This is a genomic window from Gimesia sp., assembly GCF_048262075.1.
In the GTDB taxonomy this organism is placed as follows: domain Bacteria; phylum Planctomycetota; class Planctomycetia; order Planctomycetales; family Planctomycetaceae; genus Gimesia.
Genome location: NZ_JBLXFK010000017.1, coordinates 33,660 through 50,711, shown reverse-complemented (window position 1 = coordinate 50,711; position 17,052 = coordinate 33,660). Strand labels below are relative to the sequence as shown.

Genomic DNA, 17,052 nt, shown 5'->3' with positions numbered 1-17,052 from the left:
AATCTGTTTTTAGAATACTGCTTCCGTATAGCCAGGTTAGTCTACATACAGGAAGCCATTACTGCTGAGTAATGCCTGGCAGAATGTCGCCAGTGCCAGTTGCTCAGGGGACTTACCGGCATTCCCTGCTTTATCTTTAAATTGAGGCAGTTGTGAGTCAATAAATTCAACAGACTGCTTAATTTCTTCCATCGATGGTTCTTTTCCGAAGGTCAGAATCCAGGCCAGCTTGACCTGTTCTGCTTTATTGCCGGCCTTTTCTTTCTGCAGTCGTTCTGCGAAGAGTTCGGCATTTTCCACCATGAAGGCGCTGTTCATCATCAACAGTGACTGGGGTGCGACCGTGGAGGAAGAACGTTTCTCACAGTTCGGTTCCATCTTGGGTGCATCAAACATATCGAGCACGGCCAGCGGTTTACTGCGGCTGACAGTGACGTAAATACTGCGACGGAATTTGCGATCATCCATCTTGAGATTTTTTTTCTGTCGACCAGCCGAATCCACATTGGCAAGTCCCACCACGATCTGTCCGACTTCGTCTTCCTTCACCGGAACGGGCTCGCCGTACAGGTCGGTTTTGAGTTTTCCCGTGACCGCGATAATGGAGTCCCGAATGGTTTCAGCTTCCAGGCGGCGGATGGGCATGTGCCCGTACAGCAGATTGTCCGGATCGGCAACATCGTATTCATCAGAACGTTGTGAGCTTTGCATATAGGCTGTAGAAGTCATCAGCATTTTATGCATGCGTTTGATTTTCCAGCCGTTGTTCACAAAATCATTCGCCAGCCAGTCCAGTAACTCCAGATGAGTCGGGGGAATCCCCAGTTTACCGAAATCGGTAGGAGAGGCCACAATTCCTTTGCCAAAGTGATGCAACCAGAGTCGGTTGACAAACACGCGTGCCGTAAGTGGATGCTGACCATTGGTGATGTAGTTGGCATACGCCAGCCGACGTCCGGTCGTGGGAAGTTCTTTATTGACAGGGGGAATCTCAACCGGCTTTTCCAGGTTGGATTTAATCACTGTCAGGCCGGCGGGTTGTAGTTCATGCTTGGGTTGTTCGAAATCTCCACGGTTGAAGAAGTAGGTTTTCGGGACTTTTCCCGGAACTTCTGTCAGCACGCGGATGAATTCTTCTTTCGGTTTTTTAGTCCGAATCGCAGTTGCTTTGTCACTGTACTCTTTCAAAATACTTGTTGTTCTGAGTTCTCTCAGCCGCTTGGATTCCTCTTTGAGATGCTGAATTTCAGCGGCACCTTTAGGATCGAATTTTTCCAGATTCGAAACAGAAACCAGCAGTGCCGGGAATTCTGCCAGCAGTTTTTTCTGCTCTTCGGTCTGGTTTTTGACTTCTGCTTTTTTCGCAGCCAGCGCTAATGCTTTCTTATCAGCGGGTATTTTTTCCAGCGTTTCTTTTTCAATTTTCTCTACCAGCGTTTTGGCCAGTTCCTTGGCTTTCTGAGCTGCTTTGCTCGACTGCTCCACCAATGTGCGATCATAAAGATACAGCGAACCGGCAGAGAGACGGTTGATGCGAGGGTACTCTTTGAGCATCGCTGCCTGCTCTTTCGTACGTTTCTTGCCGGGAGTTTTGTAGGCAGTTCGCATGGCGTCCCGCTTGTCTTCCGGCACATCCATCAACTCGCGTTCCAGAGTCCGGTCGATGAACTTGTTGACCAGCTCGGTACGTTCTGCGAGAACTTTTTTTGCTTCGACTTCCAGTTCATTGGCTACTTTGCGATCCGCGTCCGACATGATTGATATCCGCCGCGCAGCGGGTGTTCGCCAGCTTTTCCAGTCGAGGGCCGGCTCGAAAATAGCCCGGAACCGATAGTAATCATTCTGGGGAATCGGATCGTATTTGTGATCGTGGCATTGGGCACAGGCGACGGTCATTCCCAGGATCGAAGAGGAAACGATATCAACGGTGTCGATAACCACCTGATTTTTGGCGACTTCTTTTTCAGCAGGATTGCTGCCGGTTCCATCAGGGGCCATGCGGAGGAATCCGGTAGCAACCAGCTTTTCCATCTCGTCCGCGTTCAGTTTATGATAAGGAGGCTTCACCATCTCATCACCGGCGAGCTGTTCTTTCAGAAACTGATCGTAGGGTTTGTCATTATTGAACGCACGGATGACATAATCCCGGTAGCGGTATGCCCAGGGACGCTCCTGGTCTTTGTTGTTGTAGCCTTCGGAGTCGGCGTAACCGGCAACGTCCAGCCAGTGTCGCCCCCAGCGTTCGCCGTAATGTGGGGAGGCCAGCAGGCGATCGATCAGTTTTTCATAGGCATCCGGACTTTTGTCATCCAGAAACAGTTTGAGTTCTTCCGGCGTGGGAGGCAGGCCAATCAGATCATAGAAGGCACGACGGGCCAGGATCGTTTTATCCGCCTGCGAAGTAAACGTCAGATCTTTTGCTTCCAGCCTGGCGAGCAGAAAAGCATCGACGGGCTGTTTGACCAGCGCGGGTTGCTTGACTTCAGGGACCGGATAATTCTTCACCGGTTGAAAAGACCAGAATGCCAGGTCATCGGGGGCCACGTAGTCGGCTCCGATGGTTTCCGGTTCTGGTCTGATGTTGTGGGCTCCCTGGTTGACCCACTGTTTAAGAATTGCCAGTTCCTCAGCGGACATCTGTTTGCCTTCGGGGGGCATTTCTTTAGCTTCGATACGGGCGATCAATTCACTCTGATCGCTTTTACCGGGTACGATGGATGGGCCGCTGTCGCCTCCTTTGACCATGAAGCGTTTCAAACGCAGGTCCAGGCTGCCTTCCATCTCGCCATTCTCACCATGACAATGCAGGCAATGAATTTTGAGGATTTTACGCACATCGTTTTCGAACGATAGCTTCGGAGCATTATCCGCAGGCTCAGCGGCTGATGCTGAGTTCAAACAGACAGAAGCGGCAAACAGATACGCCAGGAAAAGTCGCCCGATCATAGAAGAAGACTCTCTTGGTAATGGTTTCAGTGAGGGCTATTCATGTTTGGTGAATAGTATGTATGGAGGGCTCATCGCAGGCTTTAAGATGAATAATATCTAAAAGTTGCTTATATATTATGGTATCGGTTTTAGACCGAAGTGCAAGAGAGGATTTTCACTGGAGTTTGATTAATAAAAAAGTGTTGGATTCTCAGGATTGTTCCCAATAGAGGGGTCCCGAGTCGCCTCGACACTCTGAAGACGCAGTAAACCCACTAAACCACTATGAAATAGGGAGTTACCTCTCAGAAAAGATCGCATCGACTTTAATGATAGCATCTTTCAATCGAATCGACTCGGACCAAACAGCCCTGAAGACGCTTCAGTAAAACTGGACACAGACTATCCGGTAACCAGTTTTTTCATGAATTCCCCTTCGTTGAGGGTCGGGCGTTCAGGGCTGCCTTTGTGGCGATATTCGAGTTTCAGATTACTGAGCCCGAGCAGATGATAAATGCTGGTATGAATATCACGGACATGCATGCGATCCTCAACCGCGTAAAGTCCGAGTTCGTCCGTTCCACCAATTGTTTGGCCTCCTTTGACACCACCCCCGGCCATCCACATGGTGAAGCCGGTCGGATTATGATCGCGACCATCCCCTTTTTCACTCATCGGGGTCCGACCAAACTCGCCGCCCCAGACGACCAGTGTCGAATCGAGCAGACCACGCTGCTTGAGATCCTTCAACAGACCGGCGACACATTTATCCATCCCTTTACAGAGACTGGCGTGACGTTTTTCAATACCGGAATGGGAATCCCACTTGCTGCCAGCTCCGTTGTAAAGCTGAACGAAGCGCACGCCCCGCTCCACCATGCGACGTGCCAGCAGGCAGTTAGTGCCGTAGACCTTGGTCTCTTTCTGATCCATGCCGTACAGTTCCTGAGTCTCTTTGGTTTCCTGAGACAGGTCAACGGCTTCCGGAGCAGCGGCCTGCATACGAAACGCGAGTTCGTAAGATTCAATCCGGGCATCCAGTTCGGACTGCTGTTTGCGGGAAGCAGCGTGGCGCTGATTCAGTTTCGCCAGCAGATCCAGTTTGCCGGCTTCCTGCGTCGGGAAAATATCTTCGGGACGATAGAGGTTGGAGATCGGCGTTTTCCCCGTATTGAGTCGGGTGCCCTGATAAACGGCGGGAATGAAAGCGGTTCCCCAGTTCCGGGGGCCGTTCACGACGGTCCCGTTGTTATCCTGGATGACTACGAAGGCAGGCAGGCTTTCGTTTTCTGTTCCCAGGCCGTACGTCACCCAACTTCCCAGTGAAGGCCGACCAGCCAGGGGAATACAGGTATTCATCTGGCAGACACCGCCGGCGTGATTGATGCCATTGGTCCAGCAGCCACGCAGGACCGCAATGTCATCGACGCAGGTTGCAGTGTGCGGCAACCAGTCTGAGACCCAGGTACCCGCTTCGCCATGCTGCTTCCATTTTCGTTTGGATGGCAGCAGGGGTGAATTGACCTCCCCCATCGCGGTAATCGGCTTTTTGAAACTTTCCGGTAACGGTTTGCCAGCCAGTTTCTGCAGTTCCGGCTTGGGATCAAACATGTCGATATGGCTGGGTCCCCCTTCCATGAACAGGAAGATCACACTTTTCGCTGTTGCTGGAAAATGGGTCTGTTTTGAAGTCAGGGGAGACAGCGTCTTGCGGTCCGGAATGGATGCACTCTGGGCCTGTTGCGCCATTAATGCGTTCAACGCGATCCCGCCGAACCCTGCGCCGGCCTGAAAAAGAAGCTCACGTCGATTGATATTCTGTTGAGTTTGATTGCTCATCGGATTGTCTTTCTACTCTTGCTGTCGTAAGTCTCGACGGATTAATCCAGGTAGAGGAATTCGTTGGAATTTAACAGGACATGACATAGATCAGCCAAAGCCTGCTGGCGTGCATTACTGGCTCCCAGTGAAGTTTCAGAAGGAGGCAGAATTTTCAGTGCACTTGCGATCTGGTTTTTCAACAGGCTGTTCTGGTCATTGAACTGCCAAAAGCCAACGGTAGTATCAGGCTGCTCACCGGGTTGATTGATGAGAAGTTGCGGCTGAGTTAAAGCTGCTTTGGAAAGGCGGACATTGTCCAGGAGGCCGTTCCATCTGCTGCCCGATGTTTTCTCACGCCCGCCCAGTACAAAGTTATAGTCGGGACGGTAATCTCCGACGACGGAATGTTTAACAGAGACTGTCTGCAGTGGTTTGTCTGAGAAAAGTTCTTTCACATAAAAAGTGATCCCCTTCTCACTGGTATCAGCAATGTTGATGGCAGCCGCAACATAATAAGGTTTATGCAGTTCCAGATGTAGATTGGAAGCGACCACTTCGTAGGTCAGTTTTCCGTCATTATTATTGCCGACCAGTTGCAGAATCAGGTTCCGCGGTTTGTAGGCGGATTTCTGACTGGTCACACCAAACGACCAGCCCTTCTGTTTTGAGTTTCCGGTCCAGTGGGCAGCGATCGTATTGACGGTCGCATTCTCATAAATGGAATCCAGCTGCACGACGGCTTCAATCGTCAGATCTGCAGCGGGCAGAGCTTTGGCTGGGCCCGCACTCAGACTGGCAAGTTTCGAGCCTTTCCCCAGCTTGATGGCGTCGCCCGTTTTCTGGGTGATTTGACCTATGAAGGTCTGCTTGTGACTGTCGGCTTCTGCTGCGATTCGTTTTTCCTGAGTATTGAGAAATTCCGAAAACAGCTGCAACTCAGCTGGTTCTGGTTTTTTCCCGAATGCCATCTGATGCAGATGACTGATCAGTTCTTCTTCGGAATGGAACGGTTCCGATTTGACATTACGGGCCATTGCATTGGCACGTTTCAGGAACCAGTCGCCGTTAATCATCAGCAAGGCCTGATTAGCGGTAGTGGTGACATCACGCTGGGCAACACTTTTAATACCGCCGGGCAGATCGAAGGCGCCTAATACAGGATCCTGCACGTTACGTTTCATAATCGTGTAGATGCTGCGACGTGGCTGATTTGCACTGACGGAAGGTCCCCCCAGTTTTGTGTCCAACTCGCCAGACAGAAACAGGGCGGAATCACGAATGTCTTCTGCATCCAGGCGGCGAATATTGGCTCGCCAGTGCAGCCGGTTCGTCGGGTCTTTCAATTCGGCCTGTTGCGCTGCCGGATGGAAAGCGGACAGGCGGTACGTAGAGGAATTCATAATCAGGCGGTGCAGGTTTTTGATGCTCCAGCCATTCTCGACAAAATAAGTTGTCAGCCAGTCTAGCAGTTCCGGATGACTGGGAGCCTCTCCCATATGACCGAAGTCGTTGGCAGTCGCTACCAGTCCGGTACCGAAATGATACTGCCAGACACGGTTAGTAATCACGCGCGTCGTCAGACGGTTTTGTGGATTGACCATCCAGTTCGCCAGCGCGGTACGACGCCCTGTGGAATGCGGTGCGGTCGAAATGGGGATGATCTCCGCTTCCCCCGGTTTCAATAGTGAAAGAAAACCGGGAACGATCGGCGTGTGATTAGGATCATCGGGAATCGTCGTGACTGGGGTAGCCCCCCTGGAATCGGTGACACTCATCCCGGTCGGTAACGGTTTTGGTTTTAGATCATTAAAGGCAGCCAGCTGCTTGAGCAGTTCCTGATATTTTTTTCCGTTCGGCTTATCGCTTTTTTTGAGTGAAGCCAGTGAAGACCGTTCCTTAATCGCCACCTGGCGGTTCACAAGGTCAGCCAGCTGATGCTCGTGAGCGGTGCGTTTGTCTTCCGGTTTGTCCATAATTTCCTGGATGTCGGCAGGGAACATTTTGATCTGACTGTGGGCTGCTTTTTCGAGTGTTTTCTTGGTCACTTCATCAATCTGGGCACGAATGTCAGCCGTTTTCTTCTCCCAGATTTCCAGCTGTTGATTATATTCGGCAAGTTCCTGCGGCGTCGCAAAGGGAACATCGTCGCGAGGCATCATCGGGGCAAAAAATGCCTGCAGCCGATAATAATCCTGATGAGAAATCGGGTCAAATTTATGATCGTGACAACGGGCACAGCCCATGCTCATCCCCATAAAGACATCGCCGGTCGCATCGGTGATATTGTCGAGGATATCGTTCCACTGCGTACGGGCATCACGTTGATTGTATTCGTAGAGGTAATGCCTGAGAAAACCGGTTGCAGCGAGTACTTCAGGGTCTTCGGGTGCAATTTCATCCCCGGCCAGCTGCTCTTTGACAAACTGTGAGTAAGGCTTATCACTGTTGAAGGAACGAACGACATAATCGCGGTAGCGCCAGATTTCCGGACGAAACGCATCCTGGTTGAACCCGTCTGATTCAGCATAACGGACCACATCCAGCCAGTGCCGGGCCCATTTTTCGCCGTAATGTGGATTTTCCAGCAGTTCCTCAATCAGGCGCGGCCAGGCATCAGGTGAAGGATCATTCACAAATGCATTAATCTGTTCGACCGTAGGAGGCAATCCAATCAGATCATAATAAGCACGTCGAATCAACGTGGTACGGCTGGCTTCGCCGGCGGGTTTTAATCCTTCTTTTTTCAGACGGTTGAAAATAAAAGCATCGACCGGATTTTTCGACCAGTCCTGTGCCTTGACCTCGGGAACGTTTGCCTGCTTCACCGGTTGAAACACCCAGAAATTCCGGTCTTCTTCCGTGAAGAATGTTTCCAGTTTCCGCTTCTTGATGACGTAGTCTGCATTTTCAGGCCAGTAGGCACCTGTATTGACCCAGCGCGTGAGTGCGGTGATTTCTTTGTCGGACAGTTTTTCATCCGGCGGCATTTCATACGATTCGTAGTTGATCGCTTCTACCAGCAGGCTTTCATGTGATTTGCCAGGTACGATTGACGGGCCGCTCTCACCACCTGTCAGCATGGCTTTGAGTGAATCGAGGCGGAGTTCCCCTTTCTGTTTATTCTCGCCGTGACATTCCAGACAATGCTTGATCAGCAGGGGGCGGATTTCTTTTTCAAAGAAATGCAACTGCTGTTGATTGGCGTTAGCATCTACCGGCTTTGTTTTTTCTGCTGCCACAACCAGATTGGCGGACATTAAAAGTAACAGACTGACTTTGAGGAATCTCATGAACCATGCCTCTTTCATTTATCGACGCTGAAAATAAAAGGGTATCTATCTTCGAATCGTATCAGGTGTTTTAGAAATTATTTGCGTGTATGTTTTAAAGGAGGGAGCCCGCCGATAAAGACCGGGTCAATCACATCGTTGTCATCCTGCACATCCTGGATGAACAGGCCTTCAACAGTTTCCCCTTCTGCAAAACCGAGGTCAGACAGATCAATGCCAGTCGCGAGCGCTTTCGCACTCACAACATGCCAGTTACCGCCATTACCTCTGGCAGTTTCCAGTTCAGAGCGGGAACTGATGCCTGACTTCTGATTGAAAATATGCAACCAGAATTTCTCAAGTGGTTTTGCTTCCGGCGAAGCGAGATCAATGTCAAATTTTTGAATCAGGTGGGTTTTGGATTTTTTCGTGAATGGCAGTGGTGATGCATAAAAGGCATCTCCAGTGGTCGAGTGCACAATGACCTGTAGATCGAACAGGACAATATCCGGCCCGAGATCATTGACCACTGGCTCACGAAAGCGGATGGCCATTCCGGGAGTATTGGGGTGAGCGGGATCTTCCTGATCATTCATTACGGGTGGCGCAGTCAGTGGCGCAGTGGATCCGCCGGGATTGACGACACCGGTCAGCAGACAACGATCCTGCTCGAGCAGATGGCGTCGCAGTGTCTTGGGGTCCCCATCGTTGCCGGGATCAATCCCATCGTTGCGGGTCAGGAAAGACTTTCCTTTGTAGTGGGTGAGTTCAATTCCAATCAGGTCTTCGACTTCATACTGATAGGATTTTCCGCCACGCTGTACGGTGACGCATTTCAAATCTTCCGCACGCCGATCGGGACCCAATGTCGTTGTGTAAGTTACCACTCTATCAGGTAACTGTGACACATACTGTTTGTGATCGAAGGGAATCTCATCGACGACAACACCATTATTAGTGGTTAAACGCTGGGCCATGCCGCGAGTCAATCGCTGTGATTTCACATCACTGTCAGATTTGAGTTTTACAGGCCGCACGTCGGTTTCCCCTTCGATGACCTGGACATCGGTGTTACCGGCATCCGATACATTCACAGAAAACCGGGTGCCGTAATCGACGACATTCGAGAGTGGTGTTTCAACGGTAAAACCTTCGGCGCCATCAGGGGCATAGACAGAGCAGGCACCATAACGGACTGCCAGATGTTCTGGTCCCTGGCTTTCAAAGACGGCAGGTCCGGTGAGTATGACTTCTGCCCCGTTGGCAAAAATCAGCTGCAACTGCCCAGCCGAGATCGCATATTCCTGGCAGTTCACGATGGGAGAACCGACTTTCAGGAAGGGAGAACCTTCGGCAAACCGTACGGCTGCGGTCTGTGTGACTGCGGCTGTGGAGGGGGTCTGTATTTCAGACTGAGGAGTAACCTGGCTGACCTGGGGGATCGCAGGCGGTGCCTGATTGAAGACAAGAAAACCTGCCACCAGTACGAGACATGCAGCAGAGACTAACAGCCACAAGGCGGTGGCAGTTTTCACAGGCTGTCCTGCTGGAACCTGCGTATGAGCCGAAGTCGTCAGGGGTGACTGAATCTGCAACTCGAAATCGGAAACCGGCTGCTCGTCGTGCATTCGCCCCAGATTCAGATGCAGGTCGAGATAGTTAAAGTATTTCTGCCTGGCATCTGTGTCGGTAGAGAGAATGTCTTCGAGCTGTTGATGCTGCTCTGCGGTAATGCTCTGGTTACAAAGCGCACCGAAGAGCTCGTAAAGTAACTCATTGTGTTTATTGTTTTGATTCATTTTCCCTCTCCTGTATAAGAGACCGTTCGTTCTATACAGTGAGTTAATTGACGACGAATCTGATTGAGCCTGTTATACAAAGTCTGTATCGCAGCTCCGGCGGCTTCTGCTATATCTTTAATGGGAACCTGATCCCGATAGACCTGATTCACCAGTTGACGGTCTTTCTCTTTCAGCTTCTGCATGCACTCTTCTAACGCGGTAGCACGTAGATCCAGTTTGAGTTGTGGAATCTGAGCACGCTCATCTGCCAGTTGTTGAATGACATCATCTCGAAACTGCAACCGCTTTCTCTGAGCCACACGCATGAAGTTTTTGACTTCATAAAAAGCAACGCCGCAGGCCCAGGAAAAAAAACTGCAGGTTTCATCGTAGTCTGCAAATTTTTTCCAGAGAATCAGGCTGGTTCTCTGAAATACATCTTCCGCATCATCCCGGTTGGGCAGTAACGAAAAGATATACGAATAGATCTGATTTCGATGCTGCGTAAAAACATGAAGGAATTTCACATGTAATTCGTCGGGCAGGTCTGTCTGTTCCTGTTCAATGCTCATGCAGATGATTTCATTCAACCTGTAAAAGTATGATAGTTATTCCAGACTTCAAATACAAAAACAAAGTCTCCCTGTAAGGCAATCGTACAGAGACTGAGTGAATTACCCCTTCAATTTGACGAAATCGCGAGAGAATTCAGGATCTCCGCCACGATTAACGAATCCCACAGCCAGAACCCCTCAAACAGACCAGAAACATATCCATAAGTATACACCAATGTGAGATCTTGATCCAATTATAGTTTTTCTGGAAAAACAGGGGTAAATGACAGTAGATGCGTACGACTACTTATTTAAGGGCAATTTTTATCTTGTCCGCCCAGGTTCAGGCTGGTGAAGCCTTCCCCACAAACCTGGGCATTTGCCGGTTCGATTTCTGATCGGACAACCTATCACTGAAAATTGCGTTTCTCTGGGTTCTTAATTTCCCTTATCTATTTTCCAGAGCAAGATATTTTTTATCCGTCCCGAATCAGAAAGACAGGTCGACTCCATGAAGAAAACTAGTCGCTTAAACTGCCAGCGGGGTTTTACCCTGATTGAACTGCTGGTCGTCATCGCCATCATTGCCATTTTAATCGCTCTGTTACTGCCCGCAGTACAGCAGGCGCGTGAAGCCGCCCGCCGGAGCAGCTGTAAAAATAATCTCAAGCAGATTGGGCTCGCGTTACACAATTACCACGAAACCTTTCGCACCTTTCCTCCCGGATATGTAGAAGAACGCCTGCCTTCGAACGGTGGTTCCATCGCCGATAACCAGGGACACTGGGCCTGGAATTCCTTGCTGCTTCCTTATCTTGACCAGGCGCCGCTGTTCAATCAGCTCAACGTGGGCACCGTACCGGTTTCTACCGTGCTGAACTCTGCCAGCATTCGCAATACGATGCAGCAGACATTGACTGTTTTTCGCTGCCCCTCTGATAGTGGTCCGCGGATTCATGAAGAAGCGGGACGCAGAATCATGTCAGCCGCTGGTACAGAATATGGCCTGGCGGTAACCAATTACATTGTCGCCAACAACTCTTTTGGCTTAAAGAAAGACAGTGGTACTGATCCTACCAACCACGCTAATGGCGCCTTCTATCGAAACAGCGATGTCCGCCTGCGTGACTTCAGCGATGGCAGCAGTAATGTGATCATGGCAGGCGAACGTGCCTATGCCCTGGGTGGTACCAAGGCCTTTGCCGGCGCGTTATATGCGGTCCGTGATTTTAATGCCACAGGACCGGCAATCAGCTCCGATGGTTCGTCTTCGAACCAGGGACTGATCTCGATCATGGGCGGTGGCGCTGCGACCATCAATGCGAATGCATCATCCGGCCAGGGACGAATCGCATTCAGCAGTAAGCATGTCGGAGGAGCTCATTTTCTGTTTGGTGATGGTCGCATTGTGTTCCTGAGTGAAAACATCGATCACAACGCCGCCACGATCCCTGCCGACAGCACGTTCGAATATCTTATCGGAATCAACGATGGAAACATTGTAGGCGAGTTTTAATCTAGCGCATTTAAAATGATTTCCCATGTCTTCCAGAGACAGGCGGTCACATTGACTGCCTGTCTCTTTTACATGACACGCAGGCTCAACCGGGAACCTGCGTGGTGAGTTGAGATCTCGCATCTGTCCCTCTATGATTCGCTCCCTGCTTGAGATTACTTTCACTTGAATCTTATATGATGCGTTCAGGAGACTTTCATGATTCCCACAGGAAATCCGCTGCGGATTATTTTCTTCAGTTCCCTCTGTCTGCTTCTCACAGGATGTGGCGGACAGACCAGTGATCAACCCGAACTGGGAACCGTATCCGGGAGTGTTACCCTGGATGGTGAGCCACTGACAGGAGCCATGCTGGTCTTCAGCCCGGAAACGGGGCGTTCTTCCATGGCAATCACCGATGAAGCGGGCCAATATGACCTGCTGTATGTCGGCGATTCGAAAGGGGCCAAACTGGGAACTCATAAAATCAGCATCACCACCGCGCAGCCCGACAGTTCGGAAGAAGCAGGCGGTGAAGCAGCGGCATCGTTTAAAGAAAACATTCCCGCGAAATACAATACAGACAGCACGCTGATGGAAAAAGTTCAGGCAGGCGACAATCAGATCGACTTTGAACTGAAATCAAACTGACAGCCCGGTAAAGACAGTTCTTTACTGAAACAGCGCACAAAAAAGCTCCCTTCATCATGGAACAAAGGGAGCTGATTTTTTAGAAGTCTGAAAACTTAGACTGCCGGCTGACCGGTGAAGTATTCCGGTTCTTTACCTTCCTGCCATTTGATGTTACAGCCGATGCTCGGCTTCTGATCTTCCGTCACGGGAGATCCCGCCAGGACGGCATCACAGGCGGCTTTCAGATCCTTACCGGTGATTGGTTTGTCCCCGCCTGGTCGACTGTCATCAAACTGTCCGCGGTAAACGAGTTTCTGTTCCTGGTCGAACAGAAAGAAATCAGGGGTGCAGGCCGCTTTGTAGGCCTTGGCGACTTCCTGGGTAGCATCGTAAAGATAGGGGAAGTGATAGCCGGCAGATTTGGCTTCTTCCACCATTTTCTCCGGGCTGTCATCGGGGTGCGTGGCCACATCGTTGGAGCTGATACCAACAATGCCCAGACCTTTTTCCATGTACTCATCTGCAAAGGAAGCCAAAGCTTCGCGCAGGTGAATCACAAACGGACAATGATTGCACATGAAAATGACCAGCAATCCTTTGGAGTCACTGAAGTCGCTGAGGGAGACAGTCGACCCATCAACATTTTTCAGGGAGAAGTCGGGAGCCTGGGTCCCCAGGGGAAGCATTGTGGATGCGGTTTTTACCATGATGAGATCTCCTTTTTCGAACAACCAGTCAGGCAGATGTTAAGACTGGTTTGAAGTTTTTAAAGCGAATTTTTCAACCAGTGGACCGACGACCTGTCGGGGCACGAAGTCTTTGAGTTTTTCTTCTGCGACATCACCGCCCAATTGTGCGATCTGCTTGATCAGTGAGCTGGAGATATGCGTGTATTTTTCACTGGCCATCAGGAAGACCGTTTCGATTTCTGAAGCGAGAGTCCGGTTCGCGAGTGACATTGTGAATTCGGCTTCCACGTCCGTTAATGTTCGCAGTCCCCGAAGCATGACGCCGCCGCCACACTCCTGCACGAAATTGACTGCCAGCCCCTGAAAGCATTTGACCTCGACATTCGGAAATGCGGTCAGCAGGCCTTCCAGCATCTGCTGGCGTTCATCGGGTGAAAACAAGGGGCGCTTATCCGGATTGATCCCGATGCCGACAGTGATTTTCGAATAAATCACGGCACCCCGTTCCACGATGTCCAGATGCCCCAGCGTCGGGGGATCGAAACTGCCTACATAAACAGCATGATGTGGATTGAGCGACTGCGACACGAAACTGCCTTTCAGGATAAATGACTGTGAACCACTTAATATGATTGTAGCTGGAAGCGGGAATGATCCAAACGGACAGCATCCAATTTCTGGAACGAATCGCAAGATTTGAAGATCGAGAGTGCCCGGAATTGCAAATCGCGTAGTCAGCCAGTGTAATACAGGGAGTGAAAAACGAGTCAGAGAAATCGGGTAATTCAAGTAATCCTGATGCAACACGTAACTGATATCATACGCAAATTGACTTATTGACCAGAAACCTGCTACTGGAGCTTCCTGCAATGAAATATTCCCCTGTCCGCGTCACTGTCCCACTGGCTACGGTCATGTTGTCGCTACTGACACTGACCTGCACGTTGACCGCAGCACCACAAAAACTGGCCGATGTTTCGAAGATACTCAAAGCACCGCTCAGCAAAGAAAATCAGCAACAGGTTCTGGAATACTTCAAGAAGCGATATCAGAAAGAAAAAGATTTATCACAGGGTCTGCATAAGACTTTGATCGACAAAACCGACGATGGCGGCGGATATGCCGGCTGGTTTCTCAAAGCAGAACCGGGTGATGAAGTGATTGTCTTTGCGGAGAAGGGGCGAAAGTGGCCAATGACCGAGTTGGGTGATTCCGGCTATTTCGCTCATGTAGAGAAATTCCCCAATTTTTCTGCTGCCCACTTTCATTTCAGTGTGAATGGGAAACGGCTGCAGACAGGCCGCTATAACCGGTTCGGCTTTGAAAGCTACGAATGGGCTCCGGAAAGCATCAAACAGGACGGGGTTCCCCAAGGCAAACTCACCCAGATGCCTGCCTTTAAGAGCACGAAACAGTATCCGGGCACGGTTCGCGACTGGTGGGTCTATGTGCCCGCCCAATATTCTAAATCAGGGCCTCCCGCCAAGCTGATTGTCTTTACCGATGGCGGTGGATACTGTCACGGCGATGGTAACGCCACAATCGTTCTGGATAACCTGATTCATGCGAAAAAGATTCCGGTTGCGATTGCCGTCTTCATCAATCCCGGCGTGATCCCTGCTTCCGGGAAAGGAAAATCGGAAAGCCGTAACCGCAGCAATGAGTACGACACCTGCACGGCGCAGTATGCGACTTTCCTGGATCAGGAAATGTTACCTATAGTGCGTCAGCAGTACCAAATTTCAGAAAAACCGGAAGACCATCTGATCTGCGGCGCTTCTTCCGGTGGCAGTTGTGCTTTTACTGCGGCCTGGCATCGGACGGACCTGTTCCAGAAGGTCATTTCCTTTGTGGGCAGTTTCTGCGATTTCCGGGGAATCGATGATTATCCCACCCGCAAGAAGAATACGATCCCCCTCGATCAATTTGGCCCCTGGAAAACCGCTCACGACTATCCCGGACTGATTCGCAAAGAGTATCCTCCCAAACCACTTAAAGTCTTTTTACAGGACGGGGATAATGATTTAGACAATAAGCTGGGCAACTGGTTTCTGAACAACGAGCGGATGGCAACCGCCTTGGCTTATAGTGGTTACGACTACTGGTTTGTCACCGGCCATGGAATTCACAGCAGTCGCCACGGGAAAGCGGTTTTGCCGGAAGCCCTGATCTGGATCTGGAATTCAGACCAGAAGTAAACGCGGGCCGCCCGCTTTCCCGACGGTTATTTCCGGGGAATCGAAATATTCGTTGAGAATTTTATTTGACGAACGGGAAGCGGGCGGATAAATTTACATCGTTAAGAATTCAGTGGGACCAAATTGTAATCTCAAGTGAGAGGAACCTTGAGTCAACGATTTGTTTTTTTTAAAGTCCCAGCATAGAGTTCACCGACTGAGATTTGCCGTAACAGAAAATGGAGTTGTGTTCTGCCGGAAACAGAACGATGCTTGTCGTTCTTGAGTTTCAAGAGTCTGCTGCTTTTGAGTCACCCGCCTTGAATACCACGACAGCTTAGCGTCTACTGCTGGCTGCTTCACAGGAAATTGTCTGTTGGTAATTTGACAAAGGCGTATCCAGGGAAACGACCGTCATTTCATCGAGTTGAAATACGATCCGATTGATCCTGGAGCCACTATCACTAAGCCTGAATTCAGGTTTTATTCAAGGAGGATTTTAGATGACCGTAGAGACCTATTCCCAAAAAGCAAAACAGCTTTCCCAGAAAATTGAGCAGACCATCACATTTCGGACTGGCAGCCAGGTGCAGTCGCTTAAAGTTGATATTCTGGGCGAGATCGTGGTCCTTTCCGGACGCACTGATTCATTTTACCACAAACAGCTGGCTACTCACGCTGCATTGAGTGAAATCGATCAATACGCCCTGACCAATAATATTCGCGTGGAATCCTGATCGAATTCCCCTGTTCCGCATGATGCTGAACGCTCTGAAGAGCAAGCCACCGCCTGCGATTTAATCAGGATGATTTGATCGCTTTGGCTACTCTCCCCCGGTCCTGCTCTCAGGAACCATTTTCACTGGTGTTCGATTCGGGGACTGCCGTACTCTCTTTCTTGCGGCTGCCGAACGAGAACTTCTTCTCTTCCCCCCGCATGATCCGGCCCATGTTGCTCCAGTGTCGGATAATAATCAACAGTGGGACGGCAATGCTGAAAGCAGCCAGACTCCACTTTTGCTGTGTGAAAGCAGTGGACCCCAGTTGAATAAACTGCGCGATGCCAAATGCAATCGCAGCGATAATCGAACTCAAGGCGACAATTCTCGTCAGCAGAAAAGTCAAAGCGAAGCCGATGACGGCCACCAGCGTCGACCACGGGCCCAGCATCAGAATCACACCCAGGCTGGTCGCCACCCCTTTGCCGCCTCGAAAGCCCAGCCAGACGGGAAACATATGCCCCAGGATGGTCGCAACACCACTCAGGACACGGGCATGATCGAAAGCAGGAGACTCCGGGCTCACGAACAAAGACGGGATCAGCAAGACGGGCAGCAGTCCTTTGAACGCATCCAGCAGGAGCACCAGGATGCCCCACTTGGCTCCCAGGGTACGGGCTACATTGGTAGCGCCAATGTTTCCGCTGCCCACTTTACGGATATCCGTACCGGTAAACAGCTTTGCCACCAGCAGGCCGAAGGGGACAGATCCGGCCAGATAAGAGCAGGCCGCTACAAAAAACCAGAAATTATCTGCAAACATCGAGTGGACAGTTTCGTATAATAGAAGTGTAGAGACATGGCAGTTGATCAACGTGCTGTGATAATACCTGACTTGAGCCAGAAAATACAACAACAGGTCCGATGACCTGTTGCGAAGACTTTTACGGACGAATCCTGCCGACTTGCGAGGATAGGTGGTTCTC

At 50.4% G+C, this 17,052-nt stretch carries 12 protein-coding genes; 4 read left to right on the top strand and 8 right to left on the bottom strand.

From position 1 onward, the window contains the following. Nucleotides 1–36: 36 nt before the first annotated feature. The 5 genes from ACN0YH_RS24450 to ACN0YH_RS24430 all read right to left on the bottom strand — a co-directional run bounded on the left by ACN0YH_RS24450 (nt 37) and on the right by ACN0YH_RS24430 (nt 10,371). On the bottom strand, nt 37–2,946 hold the full coding sequence (locus ACN0YH_RS24450) for a PSD1 and planctomycete cytochrome C domain-containing protein (RefSeq protein ID WP_417382215.1): 2,910 nt from the start codon (nt 2,944–2,946) through the stop codon (nt 37–39). A 384-nt stretch (nt 2,947–3,330) separates the two neighbouring features. Then, nucleotides 3,331–4,767 carry a DUF1501 domain-containing protein gene (locus tag ACN0YH_RS24445; protein WP_417382214.1) on the bottom strand — a complete coding sequence of 479 codons (1,437 nt, stop codon included), beginning with the start codon at nt 4,765–4,767 and terminating at the stop codon, nt 3,331–3,333. A 41-nt stretch (nt 4,768–4,808) separates the two neighbouring features. Then, a complete protein-coding gene (locus ACN0YH_RS24440; RefSeq protein WP_417382213.1) occupies nt 4,809–8,039 on the bottom strand; it encodes a DUF1549 domain-containing protein in 3,231 nt (1,076 codons plus the stop codon). A 77-nt stretch (nt 8,040–8,116) separates the two neighbouring features. After that, nucleotides 8,117–9,817, bottom strand: a complete 1,701-nt coding sequence (locus tag ACN0YH_RS24435; RefSeq protein ID WP_417382212.1) for a hypothetical protein — start codon at nt 9,815–9,817, stop codon at nt 8,117–8,119. Continuing rightward, complete coding sequence (locus tag ACN0YH_RS24430; RefSeq protein WP_417382211.1) at nt 9,814–10,371, bottom strand: sigma-70 family RNA polymerase sigma factor; 558 nt, start codon at nt 10,369–10,371, stop codon at nt 9,814–9,816. Before ACN0YH_RS24430 ends, ACN0YH_RS24435 begins: the two co-directional genes overlap by 4 nt. Before the next feature lie 493 nt (nt 10,372–10,864). On the opposite strand from ACN0YH_RS24430, the gene ACN0YH_RS24425 reads away from it, so the two are divergent. Both ACN0YH_RS24425 and ACN0YH_RS24420 read left to right on the top strand, forming a co-directional pair. Beyond that, nucleotides 10,865–11,869 carry a DUF1559 domain-containing protein gene (locus tag ACN0YH_RS24425; RefSeq protein WP_417382210.1) on the top strand — a complete coding sequence of 335 codons (1,005 nt, stop codon included), beginning with the start codon at nt 10,865–10,867 and terminating at the stop codon, nt 11,867–11,869. 198 nt (nt 11,870–12,067) lie between these two features. Further along, nucleotides 12,068–12,499: a carboxypeptidase regulatory-like domain-containing protein gene (locus tag ACN0YH_RS24420; protein ID WP_417382209.1), complete on the top strand. Its 432-nt coding sequence runs from the start codon at nt 12,068–12,070 to the stop codon at nt 12,497–12,499. Between the two features lie 95 nt (nt 12,500–12,594). On the opposite strand, the gene ACN0YH_RS24415 is transcribed toward ACN0YH_RS24420, so the two are convergent. Together ACN0YH_RS24415 and coaD are read right to left on the bottom strand one after the other, a co-directional pair. Further along, nucleotides 12,595–13,188, bottom strand: coding sequence for a thioredoxin family protein (locus ACN0YH_RS24415; protein WP_417382208.1), 594 nt, complete (start codon nt 13,186–13,188; stop codon nt 12,595–12,597). Nucleotides 13,189–13,227: 39 nt separating this feature from the next. Beyond that, nucleotides 13,228–13,758: a pantetheine-phosphate adenylyltransferase gene (gene coaD / locus ACN0YH_RS24410; protein WP_417382207.1), complete on the bottom strand. Its 531-nt coding sequence runs from the start codon at nt 13,756–13,758 to the stop codon at nt 13,228–13,230. Nucleotides 13,759–14,039: 281 nt separating this feature from the next. Between coaD and ACN0YH_RS24405 the strand changes: the two genes are divergently transcribed. Next, entirely contained in the window at nt 14,040–15,368 is a 1,329-nt protein-coding gene (locus ACN0YH_RS24405; RefSeq protein ID WP_417382206.1) for an alpha/beta hydrolase, read from the top strand. A 482-nt stretch (nt 15,369–15,850) separates the two neighbouring features. Further along, nucleotides 15,851–16,084: a hypothetical protein gene (locus ACN0YH_RS24400; RefSeq protein ID WP_417382205.1), complete on the top strand. Its 234-nt coding sequence runs from the start codon at nt 15,851–15,853 to the stop codon at nt 16,082–16,084. Between the two features lie 109 nt (nt 16,085–16,193). Here the strand turns inward: ACN0YH_RS24400 and plsY are convergent, their stop codons facing one another. Continuing rightward, a complete protein-coding gene (gene plsY / locus ACN0YH_RS24395; RefSeq protein WP_417382204.1) occupies nt 16,194–16,889 on the bottom strand; it encodes a glycerol-3-phosphate 1-O-acyltransferase PlsY in 696 nt (231 codons plus the stop codon). Nucleotides 16,890–17,052: the final 163 nt, after the last annotated feature.